Origin of the sequence: Streptomyces sp. NPDC051183, assembly GCF_040682455.1 — a bacterium.
Lineage (GTDB): Bacteria > Actinomycetota > Actinomycetes > Streptomycetales > Streptomycetaceae > Streptomyces.
The window spans coordinates 82,480-105,987 of the sequence record NZ_JBFBBA010000012.1 but is presented as its reverse complement, the minus strand read 5'-3'; the positions used below and the strand labels follow the sequence as shown (position 1 = coordinate 105,987).

Below are 23,508 nucleotides of genomic sequence, written 5' to 3'. Positions count from 1 at the left end.
TCCGGGGTGTGATGACCGGGCGCCCCGGACGTGACGTGACGGCGGAGTGCGGGGCGCAGCCATGTGGAGCGGTGACGAGCTGGATCTGGACGCCTATCTTGCGAGGATCGGGTACGGAGGCCGGGAACTCCTCCCGGACCTGCGGACGTTGTACGAAGTGCACCGGGCCCACACCGGTGCGATCACCTTCGAGAGCCTGGACGTGCTGTTCGGCCGCCCCGTCGAGCTGGACGTCAAGGCCATCGAGGACAAGCTCGTGCACGCCCGCCGCGGCGGCTACTGCTACGAGCAGAACCTGCTGCTGGCCGCTGCCCTGGAGCGGATCGGCTTCGAGGTTTCCGGGCGCGGGGCCCGCAACCGCACCCGGGGGGACTCGCTGCTCGCGGTGACGCATGCCGTCCTCGTCGTCACCGTCGAGGGTGAACCATGGCTCTGCGACGCCGGGTTCGGCTACCAGGGACCGCGCGAGCCGGTGCCGCTGGCGCGCCCCGGAGCCGAGGTGCGGCAGGGGGAGTGGACCTTCCGCGTCGGCGAGGAGGAGGGCGGGATCCTCGCGCTGTCCGCGCTGCGCGAGGGGGCCTGGCGGGACCTGTACGCCTTCTCCCCGCAGCCCTACCACCCCGTCGACTACGTCGTGCTGAACCACTACAGCTCCTCCCATCCCCGCTCCGCCTTCGTGGGGCAGGTCATCGTCCAGTACCCGGGCGACGCCGTCCAGCTGTCCCTCGTGGGGCGGGAGCTGATACGGCTCGATCCCGACGGGCGCGTCGAGCGGCTTGCGGTCGGCTCCGAGAGTCTCCTCGACCTGCTCGACCGGGAGTTCGGGCTTCGGCTGTCCGGGCGGGACGCGGCCGAACTGCTGCGGATCTACCGCGCCGGGGACTGACCCGGGCCCCGCCGGGCCCGTACGATGGCGCAGTGCTGGTCAAGTGGATTCGCTGCACGGTGACGGACCGACGCGGGTTCGAGCGCGGGCAGCGCAAATGGGCGGGGCTGCCGGGGGAGCCGGGTTTCCGGGGACAGGGTGGCGGCTGGAGCCGAGGCCGGCAGGGGGTGGCGCACGTCTTCGCGTTCTGGGAGAGCCGCTCCTTCTACGACTCCTTCATGGCCCGCTCGCACGACCGGCTGGCCGCCTCCCAGAACGGCACCTACACCGACGCGCGCGTCACGCTCTTCGACCACCGCTTCGACGTGAAGACCGGCTTCGAGCCGCGCTTCAGCGACGCCGATGTCGTCAGGGTGGCCCACACCCGGGTCCGGGAGGGCCGCGTGGACCACTTCGCCCTCATGCAGGAGAAGGTGTGGAACCCGGCCATGGCGGGTTCGCCGGGCATGGTCCGGGGCCTCTTCGGGGAGGCGCCGGGCCGGGAGTTCCTCGTGCTGTCGATGTGGCAGGCGGCGGCCGAGCACGGCAAGTACCGCCAGGAGAGGGTCGAGCGGCTCTCCCTGCGCGCCCAGATCCAGGCCGACGTCGAGGCCCTCACCGGAGACGTCGTCGACCTCGAACCCTCCTGGACCGTATGACCGTAGGACGATCGGCAGGCTGACCGGCGTGCCCGGTCGGTCTGTCCGCGCGCCGCCGAATAGGGTCGTGGGATGGTACGACCACGGCGCATCGTCCTTGTCCGGCACGGGGAATCGGAGGGGAACGTCGATGACTCGGTGTACGAGCGCGAGCCCGACCACGCCCTGCGGCTGACCCGGAGCGGGCGCGAGCAGGCCGCGTCGGTCGGCGTACGCCTGCGCGAGCTCTTCGGCGACGAGCACATCAGCGCGTACGTCTCCCCGTACCGCCGGACCCTGCAGACCTTCCGGGAACTACGGCTCGACCCGGCGCGGGTCCGGATGCGCGAGGAGCCCCGGCTGCGCGAGCAGGACTGGGGGAACTGGCAGGACCGCGAGGACGTACGGCTCCAGAAGGCGTACCGGGACGCGTACGGCCACTTCTTCTACCGCTTCGCGCAGGGCGAGTCGGGGGCCGACGTGTACGACCGGGTCGGCTCCTTCCTGGAGAGCCTCTACCGCAGCTTCGAGGCGTCCGACCATCCGGAGAACGTGCTGCTCGTGACGCACGGCCTGACGATGCGGCTGTTCTGCATGCGCTGGTTCCACTGGTCGGTGGCCGAGTTCGAGGCCCTCTCCAACCCGGGGAACGGCGAATTCCGGGTGCTTCTGCTGGGCCCGGACGGCCGGTACCGGATGGACCGCCCGTTTGAGCGGTGGACCACACCCGAGCCTTATGACCTGGACGGCTAAAGTGACGCGGGATGACCTCTGACTCCTCTCCCGAAAGGCGCTACGCACGCGCCATGGCCAGCCTGCGCGGGCTGGCCCTGGGTGACGCCCTGGGCTCCCAGTACTTCGTCCCCGTGAACTACCCGCTGCTCAAGCAGCGCGAGCTGCCCGCCGGCACCGACCCGTGGCAGTGGACCGACGACACCGAGATGGCCTGCTCGCTGGTGGCCGTGCTCGCAGAACACGGCCGGATCGACCAGGACGCCCTGGCCGCCTCCTTCGCCCACCACCACGACTTCGACCGCGGCTACGGCCCCGCCGTGAACCGGATGCTGCGCCTGATCCGCGAGGGCGCGGACTGGCGGACGCTGGCGGCCGAACTGTTCAACGGGCAGGGCTCGTGGGGCAATGGCGCGGCCATGCGGGTCGCACCGCTGGGCGCCTGGTACGCCGACGACCCCGAGCAGGCCACCCACCAGGCGGAGATCTCCGCCTACACCACCCATCAGCACCGCGAGGCGGTCTGCGGCGCCATGGCCGTCGCCGCGGCGGCCGCGCTCGCGGCGGCCCCGGCGGGACCGCCGAAGGCCGCCGATCTGCTGGACGGCGTGATCGCGCTGGTGCCGCGCAGCGCCGTCGGCGCCGGGCTGCGGCGGGCGCGGGACATGCTGGACTACGGCGACGCGACCACGGTCGCCGCGGTTCTGGGCTGCGGCCGGCGCACCAGCGCACACGACACCGTGCCGTTCGCCCTGTGGTCGGCGGCGCGGTCGCTGGACGACTACGAGCAGGCGTTCTGGACCACGGCCAAGGTGGGCGGGGACGTGGACACGACCTGCGCGATCGTCGGCGGGGTGCTGGGCGCGCGCGGCGACGCGGTGCTGCCGGCCGCCTGGCTGGCGCGGACCGAGGCCCTGCCGGCCTGGCTGCCGGAGGCGGCGCGGTAACGGCGCTGCGCACGGGTCCGTACCCCTCCGTTTGTCACGGTCCTGCCACAGGGCTCTTTTGAGCCTGTTCAAAACTGCATGTCACCGGCCTACTCTGTCCGCTTCGCCGCCTCCACCGGATCACCGGGGGCGGCCCGCAGGGGAGGGGAACCGATGTCAGAGAACACCGACGGCGCGGCGCAGGCCGCGGACGGGGGCGCGGCCGCCGGGGAAGCGGCGGAGCAGGCTCCGGCCGCGGAGGCCGCCAAGGGCGGAGCCACGGATCCGTCGGCCCGGTCGGCCGGGGAGACTCGTCCGGCCGCGCAGGCCGACGCGGGATCCGCTTCGCCGACGCCGACGCCGACGCCGCAGATTCCGCCCGCGCCGCCCGGCTGGGATCCCAAGGCGTGGAAGATCTACCAGACGCGCCAGCAGCGGGCCCGGTCCGGAGCCTGGTCCCTCGCGCCGGTGGCGTGGGCCGATGCGGCCCGCCCCGGCGACGCGGGACCCGTCGGCAGCGCCGTCCTGTTCGCCACCGCCGCCTCCGGCATCGCCGCCGCCCTGCTGCTCGCCGACGGGCTGGGTCCCGGCCTGCTGATCGCGGCGGTGCCCGCGATGGCGGGTGCGTACGCCGCCGCCCGCGCGGCCCGGCGTACCGCCCGCCCGTGGACCGTGGTGTGGGCGCTCGGCTGCGTGGCACTGCTGGCCGTGCCCGCCCTGCGCGACTCGGGCTGGCCCGCCGCGATGGCGGTGCTCGCAGCCGTCCTGACCGGCGCCCTGGCCCTGCACGGCGGCCGCAGTTGGCCCGGCATCCTGCTCAGCCCGATCGGCTTCATCGACTCCACCGTGCTGGGGGTGCGCTGGGCCTGGACCGGTCTGCGCTCGCGCGGCGGCGGGGTCTCCCGCGACCGCTGGGTGCCCGTGGTCAAGGCCGTGGTCGTGGCCGCGGTCCTGCTGGTGCTCTTCGGCACGCTGTTCGCGTCGGCCGACGCCGCTTTCGCGGACCTGGTCAGCGGGCTGACGCCCGAGATCAGCGCCGAGGACGGGCCGGTGCGCGTCCTGCTCTTCTTCCTCGGGTCCTTCATCGCGCTCGCCGTCGCCCGCACCGCGGCGGCGCCCTCGCGCTGGGACCGCATCTCGGTGGCCCCCGGCAAGGCGCGCTCGCGCGTCGAATGGGCCCTGCCGCTCATCCTGCTGAACCTGCTCTTCGCCGGCTTCAACGCCGTCCAGCTCGCCGTGCTGTTCGGCGGCTACGAGAAGATCCTGGCCAGCACCGACCTCAGCTACTCCGAGTACGCCCGCCAGGGCTTCTGGCAGTTGCTCTGGGCCACGCTGCTCGTGCTCGTCGTCATCGCGCTCGCCCTGCGCTGGGCCCCGCGCGCCGGAGCCGGCGACCGGCGGCTCGTCCGCGCGGTCCTGGGGACCCTGTGCGCGCTCACCCTGGTGGTGGTCGCCTCGGCGCTGCGCCGCATGGACCTCTACGTGGACGCCTACGGGCTGACGCGGCTGCGGGTGTCGGTGGCCGCGATGGAGCTCTGGCTCGGGCTGGTCATCGTACTGATCATGGCCGCAGGGGTGTTCGGCGCGCGGTGGCTGCCGCGCGCGATCGCGGGCAGCGCCATGGCCGGCGTACTGGCCTTCGGGCTGCTGTCCCCGGACGGGATGATCGCGGAGAACAACGTCACGCGCTACGAGCAGGACGACAAGCTCGACCTGGCCTACCTGCGGACCCTGTCGGCAGACGCGGTGCCCGCCCTGGACCGGCTGCCGGAGCCCCAGCGCTCCTGCGCCCTGATGGGGATCAGCAACGACCTGGCGCGCGACCGTGACGAGTCCTGGTACGCCATCAGCCTCGGCGAGTACCGCGCCCGGCAGATCCTGCGCGAGCGGCCGGTGAAGGCCGTGTTCGCGGAGTGCCGCAAGCTCGGCGTCTCCACTACCCGCGTCGGGTACTAGTACGGGAGTTCAGCAGCACCGGCATCTCCTAAGGGGCCCGCGCGCGGGGGGACGATCCCGTGCCCGGGCCCTCGCCGTTGGTGTGCACCCGTGCTCGCCGACACCGGCTCAGGCCGCCGGACCGGCCTTCGCGGCGACTCCGTTGAGGGCTTCCAGGTCGCTCTTGCGCACCCGTATCACCAGCAGCGCGGTGACCAGGGCGACCCCCGCCATGACCACCCCCGCGACGAACGCGTTGGAGATGCCATGGGTGAGGACGATGTCCCCCCAGGGGTCGGGCAGCCGGCCGGTCTCCGCGAAGGCGGCCGACTGGCCGGGGTCGGCCTGCTCCCTGAAGGCCGACAACTGCTGGTCGGCCTCGGTGCGCGAAGCCGTGCCGAAGACGGTGACCAGGATCGACAGGCCCAGCGAGCCGCCGACCTGCTGGCTGGCGTTGAGCAGCCCGGACGCCGCACCCGCTTCCTGCGGCGCCACACCGGAGACGGCCGTGAGGGTGAGGGTGACGAAGTTGAGCCCCATGCCGAAGCCGAACAGCAGCATCGGGCCCATCACTCCGGCGAGGTACGAGCTGCCGGTTTCGATGAAGGCGAGCCAGCCCAGCCCGGCAGCGGTGAAGGCGGATCCGGTGACCATGAACGGCTTGGGGCCGAACCGCGGCAGGAAGCGCTGCGAGATGGCGGCGGCGGCCACGATCGCCACCGTCGTGGGCAGGAAGCCGAGTCCGGAGCGGATCGGTGAGAATCCGAGCACGTTCTGCACGAACTGGACGATGAAGAAGAACATGCCGAACATGGCGGCGGCGAGGGCGAGCATGATCAGGTAGGTGCCGGCGCGGTTGCGGTCGGCGAACATCCGCAGCGGGGTGATCGGTTCGCGGGCCCGGGACTCGATGACGACGAAGGCAGTGAGCAGGACGACCGCGGCGCCGAACGAGCCGAAGGTGAGGCCGTCGCGCCAGCCGTCCTCGGAGGCGCGGATGAACCCGTAGACGAGCGAGGCCATTCCGCCCGTGGAGGTCAGCGCTCCGGCGATGTCGAAGCGGCCCGGATGGCGCTCGGACTCGCTGATGTAGAGCGGGGTGAGGAGCACGATCAGCAGGCCGATCGGCACGTTGACGAAGAGGACCCAGCGCCAGTCGAGCCACTCGGTGAGCATGCCGCCCGCCAGCAGGCCGAGCGCGCCGCCGCCCGCCGAGACGGCGGCGAAGACCCCGAAGGCGCGGTTGCGCGCGGGGCCCTCCGCGAAGGTCGTGGTGATGAGGGCGAGCGAGGTCGGCGAGGCTATCGCGCCGCCGATCCCCTGGAGGGCGCGGGCCGCGAGCAGCTGCCAGGGCTCCTGGGCGAAGCCGCCGAGGAGGGAGGCCGCGGTGAAGAGCAGGATGCCGGTCAGGAAGACGCGGCGCCTGCCCAGGATGTCGCCGGCCCGGCCGCCGAGCAGCAGGAGGCCGCCGAAGGCCAGGGTGTAGGCGCTGATCACCCAGGACAGCTCGGTCGTGGAGAAGGAGAGGGCGGTCTGCATGTGCGGGAGCGCGATGTTCACGATCGTCGCGTCGAGGACGACCATGAGCTGGCAGGCGGCGATGACGGCGAGCGCGACGCCGGTGCGGCCCTCGCGACGGGCCGCACCGGGTGTTCGAGGTTTGGAGAGTTGAGGAGTAGTCACTGAGGATCCCCCCGAAGTGAAATAGTGAACGTCTTCGTTCACTGCCGATCCACCGTAGGAGTCAGCCTTAGTGAACGCAAGCGTTCACTAAGGCTGAAAATACGTGCGCGGGACGCGCGAGCCGGTCGGAGGTCGCAATGATGGTGGGTTCGCGCTGGTCGACGACGTCGCCGGGGCGCAGGCGGGGGCCGGAACTCGAACGCGCCATTCTCGACGCCGCGTTGGAACAGCTGAGCACGGTTGGCTGGAATGCGCTCACGATGGAGGGTGTGGCGGCTGGTGCGCACACCGGCAAGGCGGCGCTGTACCGGCGCTGGCCCTCCAAGGCCGACCTGGTGGCCGACGCGCTGCGCACCGGGCTGCCGCCGCTGGGTGGGATCGGGGACCTCGGCTCGATCCGCGAGGACCTGTACGAGCTGTGCGTGCGGATGCGGGACGTCATGCACTCCAGGGCCGGACAAGCCCTGCGTGCGGTACTTCACGAGTGCGATCATGCGCAGGCGGACCGGTTCCGGGAGGTCGTACGGGCCGGGCTGCACGAACCGGCTCACAGGCTGATCCGAGCCCTGGTGCAGCGGGGAATCGAGCGGGGTGACGTGCGGCCGGAAGCGACCGGGCCGTTCGTCGTGGACGTCATTCCGGCGATGATGATGTACCGCACGAAGATGTGCGGAAGCGAATGGCGGGAGGCGGAGATCGCCGAGATGATCGACGAGGTCATGGTGCCCCTGCTCCGTGCGTGAGCCGGTGCGCGCGCTCCTGTCACCGGCGTACGCGCATCCGTGACCGGGGCGGGGTGTGCAGGCGGCGCGGGGCGGCGTAACCTTGCTGGCGCCATGCCGTACGAAGCACCCACCCACACCGTCGAACGCTCCCTCCGTGCAACCACTGGCGCCAAGGTCATCGCCGGGGTCGACGAAGTCGGACGAGGGGCCTGGGCCGGTCCCGTCACCGTGTGCGCGGCGATCACCGGCCTGCGCCGGCCGCCCGAAGGACTGACCGACTCCAAGCTGCTCACCCCCAAGCGACGTGACGCGCTCCTCGACGTCCTGGAGAGCTGGGTCACCGCGTACGCGCTGGGGCACGCCTCGCCGGAGGAGATCGACGAGCTGGGGATGACCGCCGCCCTGCGGCTGGCCGCGGAGCGCGCACTGGAAGCGCTGCCGGTCCGGCCGGATGCGGTGATCCTCGACGGCAAGCACGACTATCTCGGCCTGCCCTGGCAGGTCCGTACGGTGATCAAGGGCGACCAGTCCTGCATTTCCGTCGCCGCCGCATCTGTGATCGCCAAGGTTCGGCGCGACCGGATGATGGCCGAAATCGGCGGGCAGGGCGGGGGAATTGAGGATTTCGCTTTCGCCGCCAACGCCGGATATCCCTCGCCCGTGCACCGGGCGGCGTTGGAGGAGCGGGGTCCGACCCCCTACCACCGGCTCTCGTGGTCCTACCTCGACGCACTGCCGCGCTGGCGCCACCTCAAAAAGGTGCGGCGCAGCGAGGAGTCGATGGAACTGGAAAACGGAGGCCAACTCGGCTTCGATTTCTGATCGCACCCACGCGCCACCCACCGGTACGTTTCGTACCGGTGTTTGATAGATATCAACTCATGCCTCTCACCCCCGCCATCGAGGAGCCTCAGATTCACGAGAGTGCCCAGGGTCCCCGCGTCACGCCGGCCGCGAGCCGCACCGCGCAGACCCCCCGCCCCGTACCTGGTCCGCGTCCCGCCGCCGTCCCGCGGCCCGGGCGTCCCGGTCCCGCCCGGCCCGCACCGCCCGCGCAGCGTGCGCCGCAGGCCGCCCCCGGACCCGTTCCCACAGCCCCCACCGCACCGTCCGTCTCCGCGGCGGTGCCGCAGGTCCAGCTGATCCCGGCCTCCGCCGAGGGCGCGCTGGACGCGGCCGAAGAGGCCGTGGACCTGCTGCTCGACACCGGGCGCGCGCCCGGCGACATCCTGGTCCTCACCACCGGCGACCCCCACCCGTGGGCCGCTCACGAGCTGTCCTTCGGCGAGGCCGCGTACTGGGCCCTGCACGACGCCGGGGACGACGTGTTCTACGCGGACGCGGCGCAGGTCCAGCGCGCCGCCGGCCGTCCCGTCGTGGTCTTCGCGGCCAACGGCGGTTCGGACGACGCCGCTGCCGGCGCACTGCCGGTCGCGCTCGCGCGGGCCGGTGCGCTGCTGATCGTGTGCGGCGACCCGCAGCGGATCAACTCCGTGCTGGGTGCGGGCGTCTGACGTCCCGTGACCCGGTGCGGGCGAGGGGCGGGGCGGGCGAGCAGCCGGTCGGTCCCGCTGAAGTCCGAGGCCTGACCAGCCGTACGCCCGGTTCCGGGTGTACGGCCCTTGGACGTGCCCGGGCGCCGGGTGCAAGGAGCACCGGGCGCGAGGGCGCCATCCCACGGCCCAGTGCGGGGCAGAGCGTCAGCGTGCGGCAGGGGCGTCAGCGCGCGGCAGTGCGGCGCAGCGCCTCGGTCGCGCCGCCGCCGGTGTGCAGGGCGAGCGGAGCGAACTCCGTCGCCACATCGCCGAGGCGCTCCGGCCGCGAGTCCGAACTGGGCCGCCGCCCGCCGCGGCCCTCGCCCAGCACCTGCCAGCCGTCGCGGGTGAGGGTGATGTAGGCGCCGCAGCGCAGCCCGTGCAGGGTGCAGGCGTCCCGCAAGCCCCACATCCAGGCCCCGTCGTCCTCGGTCCAGCCCTCGTCGCCCTCGCGGCAGTACATCAGGACCGCGGTCCGCACCGGGGTCCGCCGCCGCAGGTCGTGCGGGAGGACCCTGCGCAGCCGCGACAGCAGGGCGTTGCGGTAGTCCCAGCCGTCCGCCGATGCCGTGCGCTGTGTGAAAGAGGCGCTCGCGACGAGCTGCTCCTCGGGTCCGAGGACCGCGATCACGACGGTCGACGGCACCGGGCTGTGCCGGGAGTGGAGACCGCTGACGATCTCGCGCGGGTTGCGCAGCAGGGGAACCCCGGCCGCCGTCCACTCGGCGGGTTCCAGCAGTCTGCCGTGCCGGCTGGCGCCACCGGTGGCCATGGCCAGGGACGCCGTCGAGGGCGGGGCGAATCCGAAGGTCACGGTCCTCCCTTCGGGTACACGCCCGCGGACGGGCACGGCTGGGCTGAGGGCACGCCGCGGCGCGGCCCAGGAGGGTGCCGACGAGCCGAGCGGGAGCACTCCGATTCTCGCGTGGCCGTTGAGCATGCGGCAACGAGCAATTGGCGCCGCCGACCGGAATTCGCCGGTATGCCGTTCATATCCTTGCCCCGCCACGCCGTGGATGACGCATCGGGCTACGGCTGGAGCGCCAGCACCAGCGGAAACACCCCCTTCGCACCCGCCCGGCGCAGGAGCCGGGCGGCCACGGCGAGCGTCCATCCGCTCTCCGCCCGGTCGTCCACGAGGAGAACCGGACCCGCTGCCTCTGCCAGTGTCGCAGCGAGCTCCGGGGGAACGGTCAATGCCTGGTGGAGTCCGCGCACCCGCTGGGCGCTGTTGGACGAGGGCAGCCCGAACTCCGGCGCCTGGTCCGTGTACGCGAGCGTCCCGAGCAACGGCATCCGCCCGACCTCGGCGATCCGCGCGGCCAGCGAGCCCACCAGTCGGGGACGGCTGCGCGAGGGAAGCGCGACCACGCCGACCGGCCGGGCGGGTGCGTCCGCCGCCCCGGAAGCCCAGCCACCCGGGCCCCGGGCCCAGTCCGCCAGCACCGCCACGACGGCCTGCGCGACATCGTCCGGAATCGGCTGGTCGGGAGCCTGCGGCGCGAGCATCGGCCGCAACCGGTTGCCCCAGCCGATGTCGGAGAGCCGGCCCAGGGCCCGTCCCGCGAGGGCCTGTTCGCCGACCGGGATCCTGCCCTTGAGGTCGACGCCGACGGCGGCCAGCCCCGTCGGCCACATCTTGCGCGGCTCCAGCTCCACCCCGGGTCGGCCCAGCTCTCCGCGGGCCGTGTCCAGCGCGGTGGAGGAGACCTCCGCCGTGAACCGGGCGCCGACGCAGTTGTCGCAGCGGCCGCACGGCGCGGCCTCCTCGTCGTCCAACTGCCGGCGCAGGAACTCCATGCGGCACCCGGTGGCTGCCGCGTAGTCCCGCATCGCCTGCTGTTCGGCGGAACGCTGCCGGGCGACCCAGGCGTAGCGGTCGGTGTCGTACATCCACGGCTCACCCGTGGAGGTCCAGCCGCCCTTCACGCGGTGCACCGCGCCGTCCACGTCGAGGACCTTGAGCATGGTCTCCAGCCGCGTGCGGCGCAGGTCGACCAGCGGCTCCAGCGCGGGCAGCGACAGCGGCCGGCCCGCCTGGGCGAGGACCTCCAGGGTGCGGCGTACCTGCTGCTCCGGAGGGAACGCCACCGAGGCGAAGTACTGCCAGATCGCCTCGTCCTCGCGGCCGGGCAGCAGCAGCACCTCGGCGTGCTCCACGCCGCGGCCGGCCCGGCCGACCTGCTGGTAGTAGGCGATGGGGGAGGAGGGCGAACCCAGGTGGACCACGAAGCCGAGGTCGGGCTTGTCGAAGCCCATCCCCAGCGCGGACGTGGCCACCAGGGCCTTGACCCGGTTGGCCTGGAGGTCGTTCTCCGCCTGCTCGCGGTCGGCGTTCTCCGTCTTGCCGGTGTACGAGGAGACCGTGTGCCCGCGGTGTCGCAGGTACGCGGTGACCTCCTCGGCGGCGGCGACCGTCAGCGTGTAGATGATCCCGGAACCGGGCAGCTCGGCGAGGTGGTCGGCGAGCCAGGCCAGCCGGTGCGCCGCGTCGGGCAGTGTCAGCACCGCCAGGCTCAGGCTCTCCCGGTCCAGGGGGCCCCGCAGCACCAGGGCGTCCGTACCGGCCCCGGTACCCAGCTGCTCGGCGACGTCCGCGGTCACCCGGGCGTTCGCCGTGGCGGTCGTGGCCAGCACCGGGACGCCCGGCGGGAGATCGGCCAGCATGGTGCGCAGGCGCCGGTAGTCCGGGCGGAAGTCGTGCCCCCAGTCGGAGATGCAGTGGGCCTCGTCCACCACGAGCAAGCCGGTGGCGGCGGAGAGCTTGGGGAGCACCTGGTCGCGGAAATCGGGGTTGTTGAGCCGTTCCGGACTCACCAGCAGGACGTCGACGTCGCCCGCCGCGATTTCGGCCTGAATTCCCTCCCATTCCTCGGGATTGGCCGAATTGATGGTGCGGGCGTGGATCCCTGCACGGGCCGCGGCCTCGACCTGATTGCGCATCAGCGCGAGGAGCGGGGAGACGATCACGGTGGGACCGGCGCCGCTCGCGCGCAGCAGCGAGGTCGCGACGAAGTACACCGCTGACTTGCCCCAGCCGGTGCGCTGCACCACCAGGGCGCGCCGCTTGTCCGCGACGAGGGCCTCGATCGCACGCCATTGGTCCTCGCGCAGCCGGGCGGTGCCCGTGGGATCGCCCACGAGACGGGCCAGTACGGAGTCGGCCGAGGACCTCAGGTCTGCGTTCATGCCCCCATGCAACCCGATGCCTCCGACATCGCGCCAATGGGCCTCTGGGCCTGTGGATGTTGAATTTTGGACTGATTTGAGAGTTATCCACAGGGGTTTCCGGATCGGATCTTGCGCGGGACCGTCGGGGCATGACGAACAACCACGAGTCACGCACCCCGTCCGGACGGCCTGCCGTCAGCCCCTCCGGATCCACCGACGACCCCAGGATCACTCTGCGCAGCCCGGCCGAACTGGCCGACGCGCTGCCCTACATGCTCGGCTTCCACCCGACCGACTCCCTCGTGATGGTCGCCGTGCACGGCGAGGGCGGACGCTTCGGCGGCCGGCTCCGCGTGGGCATCCCGACCGCCCCCGCGGAGTGGGAGGACACCGCCCGGCAGGCCGCCGACTGCCTGATCCGCGGCAGCGAACGGCGAGGGGGCAAGCCCGACGGCATCGTCGTCTACCTCTGCCAGGACCCGTACGGCGACGAGAGCGGGCAGCGGGTCATGACCCGGCTGCGCCCGCTCGCCCAGCGGATCCGGCTGGCCTGCGGAGCGCTGGACGTGCCCGTGCTGGAGGCCCTGTGCCTCTCCGGCGGGCGGTACTGGTCCTACTGCTGTCCCGACGAGCGCTGCTGCCCGGCCGAGGGCAGCGCGCTGGCCGCTCCCGGAACCTCGGTCATGGCCGCCGCGGCCACCTACGCCGGACTGCAGGTCAGGGGCTCACTGCGGCAGATCGAAGGGCGCCTGACACCGCTCGGCGGGCCGGTGGCCGGGGAGATGGAGCAGGCCCTGGACCGGGCGGCCGCCGCCCTGGTGCCGAAGATCCTCGACGGCGCCACCCGGGCGGAGGTGGGCGCCGAGACCGTCACGCTGGCCCGGGCCCTGATGCAGCGGATGACCCTCGCCCCGCCCGTCGAGGGCGGACCCGGCGCCGACGACTGGGACGACGCACTGCTCGGCCACGACGAAGCCGCCTCGCTGATCCTCGGGCTCCAGGACCGCGAGATCCGGGACATCGCCGCCGAGTGGATGGAGGGCGAGGAGGCCGTGCCCGCCCTGCGCCTGTGGCGGGCCCTGGCCCGGCGCTGCGTCGGGGCCTACGGGGAGCACGCGGCGGCCCCGCTCACCCTCGCGGGCTGGGTCTCCTGGTCCACGGGGGACGAGCCGACCGCCCGGATCGCGCTCGCCCTGGCGCTGCGGGCGGACTCCGAGTACCGGTTCGCCCAACTCCTCCACCACGCCTGCAACGAGGGCATCGACCCGGAGGGGCTGCGGCACTGCCTGCGCGAGGAGCGCCGACGCCGGGAGCCGCGGCGCAAGCGCCCGGGCGCCGGCACCCGCCCGCCCGGCCGCCGCACCCGCACGGCCCGCCGCGAGCCCCGCCGCACCGCCGGGAGCGACCAGTGAGCCCGCAGCGGCGCAGCCCCGACCGGCGGCCGCGTCGTGCGCTGGGCGAGCTACTGCGCCGCGGACTCCCACCCTGGCGGGCGCAGGGGCCGCCGGGGCCCGTGACCCGGGCGGGGGTGGGGGCGTTGCGCTGGGGGGCGGTGAGGGCCCGGCCGCGCCGCCGCCCAGCCGAACCGACCGGAGCGCAGACAAGGCGACACATGTCTCACCCCGCACCCCCCGCCCGCGTACCTCCCTCCCGCAGGCCCGATCTGCCACCCGTGCACGACGCGGTGATCTGCCTCGCCGCGCCCTGCCTGGTCGTCTCCCCGGAGCACGGCCAGCTCACCGGACGGGGGATCGAGGGGATCTACCGCTCCGGCCGTCGGCTGCTCTCCCGCTGCGTGCTGCGCGTCGGCGGCCGGGACCCGGTCGCCGTCCAGGGGCGCAGCCTCGGCGCCGACCGGGCCGCCTTCACCGCCACGGTGCGGACCGGAGCGGAGGCCGGTCCCGACCCCGACGTCGGCGTGGAGCGGGTCCGGCACGCGGACGGCACCGAGCGGATCACCCTGCGCAGCTTCACGGCCCGCCCGCTGCGGCTGCCCGTGGAGGTCTCGCTCGGCACCGACCTCGCGGAGCTGGCCGAGGTGGCGGCCGGGCGGGCGGGGCCTGAACTGCCGGCCGGGGTGCACGCCGCCGGGCTGCGCTGGAGCACCGGAGAGGCGCAGGCCGTCACCGCGGCCGAGCCGCCGCCGGACGATGCGCTCGCTTCGGCCGGGCTGCTGCGCTGGCAGCTCGACCTGGGGCCCGGCGAGTCCCGCACCATCGAGCTGCGGACCACGCGGGACCGCAGCGCCCGGGCCCCTGCCGGGCAGGTGGCGAACCCGTTGGCCGACGCCCGTGCCGAGGGCGACGACCCGAGGGCCGAGGCGTGGTTCCGGACCAGTGTCGAGGACCTAGGCGCGCTGCTGCTGAGGGATCCTCAGGACCCCGCCGACGCCTACGCGGCGGCCGGCGTGCCGTGGCGCCTCGGACTGGCCCCGGCGGAGTCGCTGTGGGCCGCCCGGATGGCGCTCCCGCTCGGCACCGGGCTCGCCGCGGCCACCCTGCGCACCCTGGCCCGGACCCAGAGCGGCGGCAAGGGGCCCGACGCGGGGAAGATCCCCGGGCCGCTGCGCGGGGCCGGCCCGCAGCTGCCACCGGGCTGCACCGGGACCGAGGCGACCCTCGCCTTCCCCGCGGTGCTCGCCGAGGCCCGCCGCTGGGGGATGCCCGAGGCGGAGGTGGCCCGGCTGCTGCCGGCCGCCGAGCGGTGCCTGGGCTGGCTGCGGGGAGCCCTGGGCGCGGACGGGTTCCTGGCCGACCCCGATCCGGGGCCGCGTCGCTGCGAGACCCAGGCCCACGCCCACCGGGCCGCGCTGCTCGGCGCCGACCTGCTCGCCGGGTGCGGCCGGCCCGGAGCCGAGGAGTGGCGGGAGTGGGCGTCCGCGCTGCGGGAGCGGTTCCGGGCCGAGTTCTGGGTCGACGGCCTGGACGGCGGCCGGCCCGCGGCGGCCCTGCACCCCGACGGGCGTCCGCTGCCCCGGCTGACGGGGGCGGCCGCGCACCTGCTGGACACCGGGCTGCTGGGCGGCGGCCGACTCGCTCCGGGGCTGCTGGACCGGGTCCGTACCGAGCAACTGGCGAGGTTGCTCGGGGGCCCCGCCATGGATTGCGGATGGGGGCTGCGGAGCATGGCGGCCCGGGAGCCCGGGCACAACCCGTTCGGCCACCGCTCGGGCGCGGTACGGGCGTACGAGAGCGCCGTGGCGGTGGCCGGCCTGGCCCAGGCGGGCTTCGAGAAGGAGGCCGCCGGGCTGCTGCGCGGCCTGCTCGACGCGGCGGAGACCTTCGGGTACCGGCTGCCGGAGATGTACGCGGCCGAACAGCGCACCGTCGGCAGTGCCCCGCTGCCGCACCCGGCGGCCTGCCGCCCCGCGGCGGTCGCCGCAGCCGCGGGCGTCCATGTGCTGAGCGCCCTCGCCGGAATCCGCCCCGACGCCCCGGCCGGAACGGTCGCCCTCGCCCCGATGCCGGGGGCTCCGCTGGGCGCACTGCGACTGTCGGGTCTGCGCGTCTCGGGGGAGCCCTTCGCGGTCCGGATCAGCCGGCTCGGCCTCGGCATGGTGGAGGAGGCGGCCGATGCGCTGCAACTGGGTGTCTAGGTTCTGCCGGGCCGCTCGGGCCGCTCGGGCCGCTCGGGCAGGTCAGGCCGCTCGGGCAGGTCAGGCCGGTCAGGCCGGGCTCGCGGGGGCCGGCGAGCCCGCCCGGGCATCCGGAGCGATCGGCCGGGCCCGGCTGGGCATCCGCTGGTCCGGGCCGGCGCGAGGCCGGCTCGGCGCGCTGACCGTCCGGGCGGGCCCCGGCTTGTGCACCGCGGCGTTCAGGATCACCAAAGCTCTGTTTATCGTCAGGCAGACGACTATGATCGCGGCATGTCGCCCTACGACCCGTCGGCCTTTCCGCCCTTCGCCGTCACCGTCGACCTGGTCGTGCTCACCGTGCGGCGCCACGCGCTCTGCGCGCTGGTCGTCCGCCGGGGTGAGCAGCCGTTCCAGGGCCGCTGGGCGCTGCCCGGAGGCTTCGTGCGCGGAGACGAGGACCTGGCGGCGGCCGCGGCGCGGGAGCTCTCCGAGGAGACCGGACTGTGCGCGCACGACCCCGCCGAACCCGGCGCGGGCAACGGCGCCCATCTCGAACAGCTCGCGACCTACGGCGACCCGAAGCGGGATCCGCGCATGCGCGTGGTCAGCGTGGCGCACCTGGTTCTGGCGCCCGACCTGCCCGCGCCCCGGGCCGGCGGTGACGCCAACAGCGCGCGCTGGGCCCCCGTCGACGAACTCCTGGCCACCGCCGACCCGGCGACCGCGGGACTCGCCTTCGACCACGAGCGGATCCTCGCCGACGGTGTGGAGCGGGCCCGCTCGAAGATCGAGTACTCCTCCCTGGCCACCGCCTTCTGCCCGCCGGAGTTCACGGTCGGGGAGCTGCGACGGGTCTACGAGGCCGTCTGGGGCGTCGCGCTCGACCCCCGCAACTTCCACCGCAAGGTCACCGGCACCCCGGGGTTCCTGGTGCCGGCCGGGGGGACGACGACCCGTCAGGGCGGCCGGCCCGCCCAGCTGTTCCGGGCCGGCGGTGCGACCCTGCTCAACCCGCCGATGCTGCGTCCGGAGGTCTGACCCTCCGACACCTCCTGTCGGCTACCCGGAAAATCGGACATATCGCGTTATCTTGTTTGCGGTACTCACACTGCCGCAGAGCGGTCTCACACCCCGCGAGAGAAGCGATGCTCCAGGCCATCGGACTCACCAGCACACCCCGTCGAGACCTCCCGCCCCTCGTGGACGACCTCACCTTCGAGGCCCGCCCGGGGAGCGTGACCGCCCTGCTCGGTGAACCGGGCGCGGGCAAGACCACCGCACTGCGGCTCATGCTCGAACTCGAACCGGGCCGTGGCGTCACCTACTTCCGCGGCCGACCGCTGCACCGGGTCCCGCATCCCGGCCGTGAGGTCGGTGTGCTGCTCGGCGACCTCCCCGGCAACCCGGCGCGGACCGTCCGCAATCAGCTGCGGATGCTGTGCGCCGCCGCGGGGGTGCCGGCCTCGCGGGCCGACGCCATGCTGGAGGTCGTCGGCCTGACGGGCCTGTGCGACCAGCGGCTCGGATCGCTGTCGCTCGGAATGGAACGCAGGGTCGGGCTGGCCGCGGCGCTGCTCGCCGACCCCTGCACGCTGCTCCTGGACGAGCCCGCGGCCGGGCTCTCCCCCCGCGAGCGCGGCTGGCTGCACGCACTGCTGCGCGGGCACGCCGCACTCGGCGGCGCGGTGCTCTTCACCACCGACGACGCGAAGGAGGCCGCGGGCAGCGCCGACCGGGTCGTCAGCATCGAGGCGGGCCGGCTCGTCGCCGACCAGGACGCCGCGGAGTTCGCCCGCACCCGGCTGCGGCCGCGGGTGGCCGTGCGCACCCCGCACGCCGCCCGGCTGGCCGACGTACTGGGGCGCGAGGCGCGCGCAGCGCAGCGCGCGGTGGAGATCGTCGAGGAGAGCGGCAGCCGCCTGTCGGTGTACGGCAGCAACTGCGCAGAGGTCGGCGAGGCGGCCTTCCGGCACGGCGTGCTGGTCCACCAGCTCGCCGACGAGACCGGCGACGCGGGAGCCCCGCCGACGCTCCCGCGGGCCCGGGCCGAGGGCGACGCCCGGGAGGCGTCCCGCCCCGCGGGCGACAGCGACGGCGGCCGCCACCGCTCCCGGCGGCCCGCGTCGGCCGTGCGCCGGGTCGGAGGCCCGCTCCGGCCGCTCCGCTACGAACTGCACCGCGTCTTCGGCACCGCCACGCCCGCCCTCACCGCCGCCTTCGTGGTCGCGGTCTCCGTTGTCGTCGCGCTCGTGCTCGCCCGGGCCGGGCAGACCCCGCAGAACCGGCTCCTCGCCGCCTGGCCCGAGCTGCTCCCGCTGCCGCCCGCCGCCCTCGGTGCCGGACTGCTCGGCGCGCTCGCCTTCGGTGAGGAGTACCGCTACCCCGCGCTCGCCGCCGACCGCGGCACCGTCCCGCGCCGGATGGGGCTGCTCACCGCCAAGCTGGGGGTCACCGCCGCACTCGCCCTGCTGCTCGGCGCACTGGCGGTGGCCGCCGACGCCGCCGCCCTGAAGCTCGTCTTCGACAGCGGCCCGCTGCGCTCCCCTGCGGAGTGGGTGTCCCCGGCCGCGAGTTGGGCGGGGCTGCTCATCGGCTGCGCCTGGTCCGGCGTGCTGGCCTCCGGAGTGTTCCGCTCCGCGGCCGCAGGCCTGGCCGCGGTGCTGGCCGTACCGGTGGCGGTCGTACCGTTGGTGCGCAAGGTGATCGAGGGGCCGTCCGCGTACCCGATGACCGGGCTCGCGGCCCGGCTGCGCGGCGTGGCCTGGGCGCAGTGGCCGCCGGAGGCCGACCGGCTGGTGCTCGGCGCCCTCCGGGTGATGGCCCAACCCGTGGGCACCGCCCTGGTGTTGTCACTGATGGTCCTGTTGTGCGCCTATGGGTTCACAGGACTGCGCAGCCGCGTCCGTTGGTGATCGTTCCACCGTCGGAGATGTCCGTAATGAGGCCGTTGGGGTTCGTGTCGGGTGAACCGGACCGCAACTCCCCGTAAAAGGCCCGGTTATTTACGATAAGTCGTCAATTGCGTAGGTGGTACCGATCACCCTTTCGTGTGCTTTTCACCAAAGACCTCAAGGGTCATGGAGGCACGACCGACAAAGGATTCGTGAGTACCCTTGCGCACACCATGATGACCGCCGCCCGCCACGCCGAATCCGGCATCGCCGGCCCGGGCGAACTCGACCGCTACCCCTACGCGGAGGCCTCCGGGGCCGACCGTGTCGCGGTGCCCCACTGGGAGGGAGGCGACGTCGAGTTGAGCCGGGTCGGCCGCCGCGCCGCCGGTAGCCGCGGCCGCGGACTGCACGGCCAACTCGTCCAGCAGCTCGGCCAGATGATCGTCTCCGGCGACCTCGGTGCGGACCGCCCCCTGGTACCCGAGGAGATCGGCCAGCGCTTCGAGGTCTCCCGCACGGTCGTCCGCGAATCGCTCCGGGTCCTGGAGGCCAAGGGCCTGGTCAGCGCCCGGCCCAACGTCGGCACCCGGGTCCGCCCGGTCGCGGACTGGAACCTGCTCGACCCCGACATCATCGAGTGGAGGGCCTTCGGCCCCCAGCGCGACGACCAGCGCCGCGAGCTCAACGAGCTCCGCTGGACCATCGAGCCGCTGGCCGCCCGCCTGGCCGCAGGCCACGGCCGCCCGGACATCCAGCAGCGCCTCGCCGACATGGTCGAGATCATGGGCCACGCCCTCGGCCAGGGCGACTCCATCACCTTCGCCCGCGCCGACAACGAATTCCATGCGCTGCTCATCCAGGTCGCGGGCAACCGCATGCTGGAGCACCTCTCCGGCATCGTCTCCTCCGCCCTCCAGGTCTCCGGCAGCCCCATCACCGCCTGCGACCGCCCCAGCGAGACCTGCGTCGCGCACCACGCGCGCATGGTCGAGGCCCTCGCCGCCGGCGACGCGACGGGCGCCGAGGGCGCCATGCGTCAGCTTCTGACGGTTCATCCGGAGGTCGAGCGCGTGGTTCCCGCCCCGCGCGAGCACTGACGGGCGCACGCGCGGGGGCGCGGAGGTGCACCACCAGTCGCCGGGCCCGGTCGGGTCCGGCGACACCGGCGTCCGACGGGTGTCGTCCCTGGTCGGCGGCGCCGTCCGGCCCTCGTGGCCGGGCCTGTTCGGCCGCGTGGGACCCGTGTCGGAGCCACCCCGCAGCGGCCTCCGGACCCACCCCGGACCCGCTGGTGTGACCGTATGACGGGCATGGCCGCGAACGGGGTGTGACTCGGGCCACGAAGATTGGGCGTAACGCTCCGCGAGGTCACGCGATGACCTAAGAGGTGATGGCCGACGGAGGGAAGACAGCAGCCCTTGGGGGTGCTGTACAGCTCCCCGGCCCCTGCCCGCGCCCCCGGCCCATCCCCAGTCGGTGGTCGTCGGCTCCGGTCCAGCACCACCAGGCCCGGGGTCGGAACCCGTTCCCATCGTTCCGAGAGGTTGTTCGTGTCGGCCAGCACATCCCGTACGCTCCCGCCGGAGATCGCCGAATCCGAGTCTGTGATGGCGCTCATCGAGCGGGGCAAGGCCGAGGGGCAGATCGCCGGCGATGACGTGCGTCGGGCCTTCGAGGCTGACCAGATTCCTGCGACCCAGTGGAAGAATGTTCTGCGCAGCCTCAACCAGATCCTCGAGGAAGAGGGTGTGACGCTGATGGTCAGTGCCGCGGAGTCGCCCAAGCGCACCACCCGCAAGAGCGTCGCAGCGAAGAGCCCCGCCAAGCGGACGGCCACCAAGACCGTGGCGGCGAAGACGGCGGCCGCGCCGTCCGTCGACATCGAGGCCACCGCCGACACCACGGCCCCGGCGGCCGAGACGACGGCCCCGGAGACTGCGGACGCCCTCGCGCAGGACCCCGGAACCGAGCCCGCCGCCAAGAAGACGGCAGCGAAGAAGACGGCGGCCAAGAAGGCAGCACCCGCGAAGAAGGCCGCGGCCAAGAAGACGGCGGCCAAGAAGACCGCCGCCAAGAAGGACGCGGACGAGGGCGACGAGGAGACCACGGACGAGGGGCCCGACGCGGCGAAGGCCGAGGCCGACGAGGAAGAGGAGGGCGGGGAGAACAAGGGCTTCGTCATCTCCGACGACGAGGACGACGCCCCCGCCCAGCAGGTCGTCGTGGCCGGCGCCACCGCCGACCCCGTCAAGGACTACCTCAAGCAGATCGGCAAGGTCCCCCTCCTCAACGCCGAGCAGGAGGTCGAACTCGCCAAGCGGATCGAGGCGGGCCTGTTCGCCGAGGACAAGCTGGCCAACTCCGACAAGCTCGCGCCCAAGCTCAAGCGTGAGCTGGAGATCATCGCCGAGGACGGCCGCCGCGCCAAGAACCACCTGCTGGAGGCCAACCTCCGCCTCGTGGTCTCCCTGGCCAAGCGCTACACCGGCCGCGGCATGCTCTTCCTGGACCTGATCCAGGAGGGCAACCTCGGCCTGATCCGCGCGGTCGAGAAGTTCGACTACACCAAGGGCTACAAGTTCTCCACGTACGCCACCTGGTGGATCCGCCAGGCGATCACCCGCGCCATGGCCGACCAGGCGCGCACCATCCGCATCCCGGTGCACATGGTCGAGGTCATCAACAAGCTGGCCCGGGTCCAGCGCCAGATGCTCCAGGACCTGGGCCGCGAGCCCACCCCGGAGGAGCTGGCCAAGGAACTCGACATGACCCCCGAGAAGGTCATCGAGGTCCAGAAGTACGGACGCGAGCCGATCTCCCTGCACACCCCGCTCGGCGAGGACGGCGACAGCGAGTTCGGCGACCTGATCGAGGACTCCGAGGCGGTCGTCCCGGCCGACGCCGTGAGCTTCACGCTCCTGCAGGAGCAGCTGCACTCGGTGCTCGACACCCTCAGCGAGCGCGAGGCGGGCGTGGTCTCGATGCGCTTCGGCCTCACGGACGGCCAGCCCAAGACCCTCGACGAGATCGGCAAGGTCTACGGCGTCACGCGCGAGCGGATCCGCCAGATCGAGTCGAAGACCATGTCGAAGCTGCGCCACCCGTCCCGGTCCCAGGTGCTGCGCGACTACCTGGACTGACGGCGCCGGGTCGGGCCGGCAGTCACGTGCCGTGGCCGCGCGCGGGTGCGCGCGGCCACCGGGCATCCCACTCTGGGTGGAGTCATGCACACTCGGAGTCAGGAGGCCCCATGCGTCGTCCCTTTGCCCATGTCCTGGCGGGCACGCTGACCCTGGTGGCGGGAGCGGCGGCGGCGCCGCTGGCCGGCGCGCCGCACGTGGCAGCGGACAGCGTGGTGATCGGCGGGAAGCCGGTGAAGGCGGCGGACAGTCCCTGGGTCGTGGCCCTCGCGAGCCGTGACCGGTTCGGGGGTACGCGCGGCGGGCAGTTCTGCGGGGGCGTCGTCGTGGCCCCGACCAAGGTGCTGACCGCGGCCCACTGCCTGGGGCGGCAGGTGCTGGGCGGACCCGTCGAGTCCGTCTCCGACTTCCGGGTGATCACCGGCCGTACGGAGCTCAGGGCGGACGACGGCCGGGAGATCGCGGTGCGCTCGGCCCGGGTGAACCCGGCCTACGACGCCGTGAGCAATGCGGGGGACCTGGCCGTACTGGAGCTGGACGAACCCGTACCGGCGCACTTCGTGCTGCCCATGGCCGCGGCGGGGCATCCGGCGTACGCGGCGGGTACGGAGGCCGCCGTATACGGCTGGGGGGACACGAGCGGCTTCGGTGACTACGCGTACGCACTGCGGGCGGCGCGGGTGACCGTACTGGCCGACGAGGTCTGCGGCCGGGCCTACCCGGGGGACGCCGACGGGCAGTACCGGGCGGAGTCCATGGTGTGCGCCGGGGACCGCGACGGCGGCAAGGACGCCTGCCAGGGTGACAGCGGCGGGCCGCTGGTGGCCCAGGGGCGGCTCATCGGGCTCGTGTCCTGGGGGCGGGGGTGCGGGCGCGCGGACAGCCCGGGGGTGTACACGAGGATCGCTCCGCTGGCCGGCTTCGTGACGGGCCCGGAGGCGGCCCCGCAGGGGCGCGGTGGCCCCGGTGCCCACGCGGCCCCCGGGGGCGCCCTACAGCCCGGACAGAAGCCCGTCAAGGCCCCATTCGCAGGAAACCGCCCGGCGCCCGGGCGGTGAGGCGGGCCGCTTCAGTGCCCGCCGTGCGCGTCCGGTCGTACCCGGTCGCGCTCCGGACATGAGGACGGGCGGCGCCCCTGGGTCTCAGGGGTGCCGCCCGTCGACCGGCCTGGCCGGTCCTGGCTCGTCGGATGCGAGGTGTAGGCCTTGTGTCAGCGGTCCTCGGTGTCGGCCGCATTCGCGGTCGGAGCGGACATGAGCCGCTCGGTCTCATCCTGTATTTCCGCGGCGATCTTCTTGAGTTCCGGCTCGAACTTACGCCCGTGGTGGGCGCAGAAGAGCAGTTCACCGCCGCTCAGCAGGACGACGCGCAGATATGCCTGGGCGCCGCAACGGTCGCATCGGTCAGCGGCCGTCAGCGGGGTCGCGGGTGTCAGAACAGTAGTCACGTCGCCTCTTCTCTAGCTCGACGAGCTGTCGTACCAGGGTCAACATCCAACCAGGCCGAAAACGTTCCCGCTCGCGGCTTTTCCTCGAAACTTCCTTCCGAAGCTGGCCGGCTGCTGCCGGTTGGCGGCGAAGGAGCCGTATTGCGTTGCTTTACGGTTTCGCGTTGTCAGTCGTTCGCTTGTAGCAGTTCCGTCCTCCCCGGCTGAGTGCCGGTTGTTCATGAGGACGTGCCCGAACCCTAA

At 73.3% G+C, this 23,508-nt stretch carries 19 protein-coding genes; 15 read left to right on the top strand and 4 right to left on the bottom strand.

The features are described from left to right. Window positions 1–61 precede the first annotated feature (61 nt). The 5 genes from AB0M99_RS13410 to AB0M99_RS13390 all read left to right on the top strand — a co-directional run bounded on the left by AB0M99_RS13410 (window position 62) and on the right by AB0M99_RS13390 (window position 5,117). Window positions 62–886, top strand: coding sequence for an arylamine N-acetyltransferase (locus AB0M99_RS13410; RefSeq protein ID WP_365919693.1), 825 nt, complete (start codon window positions 62–64; stop codon window positions 884–886). Window positions 887–918: 32 nt separating this feature from the next. Beyond that, window positions 919–1,524, top strand: a complete 606-nt coding sequence (locus AB0M99_RS13405; protein WP_365919691.1) for a YdbC family protein — start codon at window positions 919–921, stop codon at window positions 1,522–1,524. Window positions 1,525–1,596: 72 nt separating this feature from the next. Then, window positions 1,597–2,256 carry a histidine phosphatase family protein gene (locus tag AB0M99_RS13400; protein ID WP_365919689.1) on the top strand — a complete coding sequence of 220 codons (660 nt, stop codon included), beginning with the start codon at window positions 1,597–1,599 and terminating at the stop codon, window positions 2,254–2,256. Between the two features lie 11 nt (window positions 2,257–2,267). After that, a complete protein-coding gene (locus AB0M99_RS13395) occupies window positions 2,268–3,182 on the top strand; it encodes an ADP-ribosylglycohydrolase family protein (RefSeq protein WP_365919687.1) in 915 nt (304 codons plus the stop codon). Between the two features lie 153 nt (window positions 3,183–3,335). Then, on the top strand, window positions 3,336–5,117 hold the full coding sequence (locus AB0M99_RS13390; protein ID WP_365919685.1) for a DUF4173 domain-containing protein: 1,782 nt from the start codon (window positions 3,336–3,338) through the stop codon (window positions 5,115–5,117). A 108-nt stretch (window positions 5,118–5,225) separates the two neighbouring features. Here the strand turns inward: AB0M99_RS13390 and AB0M99_RS13385 are convergent, their stop codons facing one another. Continuing rightward, window positions 5,226–6,779 carry an MFS transporter gene (locus tag AB0M99_RS13385; protein WP_365919683.1) on the bottom strand — a complete coding sequence of 518 codons (1,554 nt, stop codon included), beginning with the start codon at window positions 6,777–6,779 and terminating at the stop codon, window positions 5,226–5,228. A gap of 140 nt (window positions 6,780–6,919) precedes the next feature. Here AB0M99_RS13385 and AB0M99_RS13380 point away from each other — a divergent pair, with 140 nt between their 5' ends. From AB0M99_RS13380 to AB0M99_RS13370, 3 genes are all read left to right on the top strand, one after another. Next, the gene (locus AB0M99_RS13380; RefSeq protein ID WP_365919811.1) at window positions 6,920–7,522 is read left to right on the top strand and encodes a TetR/AcrR family transcriptional regulator; all 603 of its coding nucleotides are present in this window, start codon (window positions 6,920–6,922) and stop codon (window positions 7,520–7,522) included. 93 nt (window positions 7,523–7,615) lie between these two features. Next, entirely contained in the window at window positions 7,616–8,326 is a 711-nt protein-coding gene (locus tag AB0M99_RS13375; protein ID WP_365919681.1) for a ribonuclease HII, read from the top strand. A 59-nt stretch (window positions 8,327–8,385) separates the two neighbouring features. Next, on the top strand, window positions 8,386–9,018 hold the full coding sequence (locus AB0M99_RS13370; protein WP_365919679.1) for a hypothetical protein: 633 nt from the start codon (window positions 8,386–8,388) through the stop codon (window positions 9,016–9,018). Window positions 9,019–9,223: 205 nt separating this feature from the next. Here the strand turns inward: AB0M99_RS13370 and AB0M99_RS13365 are convergent, their stop codons facing one another. Continuing rightward, window positions 9,224–9,853 (bottom strand): hypothetical protein, encoded by a 630-nt coding sequence (locus AB0M99_RS13365; protein ID WP_365919677.1) that lies wholly within the window; start codon window positions 9,851–9,853, stop codon window positions 9,224–9,226. A gap of 215 nt (window positions 9,854–10,068) precedes the next feature. Beyond that, on the bottom strand, window positions 10,069–12,228 hold the full coding sequence (locus tag AB0M99_RS13360) for a RecQ family ATP-dependent DNA helicase (protein ID WP_365919675.1): 2,160 nt from the start codon (window positions 12,226–12,228) through the stop codon (window positions 10,069–10,071). Window positions 12,229–12,359: 131 nt separating this feature from the next. Here AB0M99_RS13360 and AB0M99_RS13355 point away from each other — a divergent pair, with 131 nt between their 5' ends. The 7 genes from AB0M99_RS13355 to AB0M99_RS13325 all read left to right on the top strand — a co-directional run bounded on the left by AB0M99_RS13355 (window position 12,360) and on the right by AB0M99_RS13325 (window position 22,876). After that, complete coding sequence (locus tag AB0M99_RS13355) at window positions 12,360–13,622, top strand: DUF4192 domain-containing protein (protein WP_365919673.1); 1,263 nt, start codon at window positions 12,360–12,362, stop codon at window positions 13,620–13,622. Between the two features lie 200 nt (window positions 13,623–13,822). Further along, window positions 13,823–15,805 (top strand): glycogen debranching N-terminal domain-containing protein, encoded by a 1,983-nt coding sequence (locus tag AB0M99_RS13350; protein ID WP_365919671.1) that lies wholly within the window; start codon window positions 13,823–13,825, stop codon window positions 15,803–15,805. 270 nt (window positions 15,806–16,075) lie between these two features. Further along, the gene (locus AB0M99_RS13345; protein WP_365919669.1) at window positions 16,076–16,822 is read left to right on the top strand and encodes an NUDIX domain-containing protein; all 747 of its coding nucleotides are present in this window, start codon (window positions 16,076–16,078) and stop codon (window positions 16,820–16,822) included. A 107-nt stretch (window positions 16,823–16,929) separates the two neighbouring features. Then, window positions 16,930–18,696 (top strand): ABC transporter ATP-binding protein, encoded by a 1,767-nt coding sequence (locus AB0M99_RS13340; protein WP_365919667.1) that lies wholly within the window; start codon window positions 16,930–16,932, stop codon window positions 18,694–18,696. 137 nt (window positions 18,697–18,833) lie between these two features. Then, complete coding sequence (locus tag AB0M99_RS13335; RefSeq protein WP_365919665.1) at window positions 18,834–19,775, top strand: FadR/GntR family transcriptional regulator; 942 nt, start codon at window positions 18,834–18,836, stop codon at window positions 19,773–19,775. A 447-nt stretch (window positions 19,776–20,222) separates the two neighbouring features. Then, window positions 20,223–21,818, top strand: a complete 1,596-nt coding sequence (locus tag AB0M99_RS13330; RefSeq protein WP_365919663.1) for an RNA polymerase sigma factor — start codon at window positions 20,223–20,225, stop codon at window positions 21,816–21,818. Between the two features lie 110 nt (window positions 21,819–21,928). Then, window positions 21,929–22,876, top strand: coding sequence for a serine protease (locus AB0M99_RS13325; protein ID WP_365919661.1), 948 nt, complete (start codon window positions 21,929–21,931; stop codon window positions 22,874–22,876). Window positions 22,877–23,028: 152 nt separating this feature from the next. Here AB0M99_RS13325 and AB0M99_RS13320 read toward each other — a convergent pair whose 3' ends face one another. Then, window positions 23,029–23,265, bottom strand: a complete 237-nt coding sequence (locus AB0M99_RS13320) for a hypothetical protein (protein WP_365919659.1) — start codon at window positions 23,263–23,265, stop codon at window positions 23,029–23,031. Window positions 23,266–23,508: the final 243 nt, after the last annotated feature.

Excerpts from the sequence above, each read along its gene's own strand:
- AB0M99_RS13410 (WP_365919693.1), top strand. The coding sequence starts at position 62 with ATGTGGAGCGGTGACGAGCTGGATCTGGACGCCTATCTTGCGAGGATC.
- AB0M99_RS13400 (WP_365919689.1), top strand. The coding sequence starts at position 1,597 with ATGGTACGACCACGGCGCATCGTCCTTGTCCGGCACGGGGAATCGGAG.
- AB0M99_RS13395 (WP_365919687.1), top strand. The coding sequence starts at position 2,268 with ATGACCTCTGACTCCTCTCCCGAAAGGCGCTACGCACGCGCCATGGCC.
- AB0M99_RS13390 (WP_365919685.1), top strand. The coding sequence starts at position 3,336 with ATGTCAGAGAACACCGACGGCGCGGCGCAGGCCGCGGACGGGGGCGCG.
- AB0M99_RS13380 (WP_365919811.1), top strand. The coding sequence starts at position 6,920 with ATGGTGGGTTCGCGCTGGTCGACGACGTCGCCGGGGCGCAGGCGGGGG.
- AB0M99_RS13375 (WP_365919681.1), top strand. The coding sequence starts at position 7,616 with ATGCCGTACGAAGCACCCACCCACACCGTCGAACGCTCCCTCCGTGCA.
- AB0M99_RS13370 (WP_365919679.1), top strand. The coding sequence starts at position 8,386 with ATGCCTCTCACCCCCGCCATCGAGGAGCCTCAGATTCACGAGAGTGCC.
- AB0M99_RS13360 (WP_365919675.1), bottom strand. The coding sequence starts at position 12,228 with ATGAACGCAGACCTGAGGTCCTCGGCCGACTCCGTACTGGCCCGTCTC.
- AB0M99_RS13355 (WP_365919673.1), top strand. The coding sequence starts at position 12,360 with ATGACGAACAACCACGAGTCACGCACCCCGTCCGGACGGCCTGCCGTC.
- AB0M99_RS13350 (WP_365919671.1), top strand. The coding sequence starts at position 13,823 with ATGTCTCACCCCGCACCCCCCGCCCGCGTACCTCCCTCCCGCAGGCCC.
- AB0M99_RS13345 (WP_365919669.1), top strand. The coding sequence starts at position 16,076 with ATGTCGCCCTACGACCCGTCGGCCTTTCCGCCCTTCGCCGTCACCGTC.
- AB0M99_RS13340 (WP_365919667.1), top strand. The coding sequence starts at position 16,930 with ATGCTCCAGGCCATCGGACTCACCAGCACACCCCGTCGAGACCTCCCG.
- AB0M99_RS13325 (WP_365919661.1), top strand. The coding sequence starts at position 21,929 with ATGCGTCGTCCCTTTGCCCATGTCCTGGCGGGCACGCTGACCCTGGTG.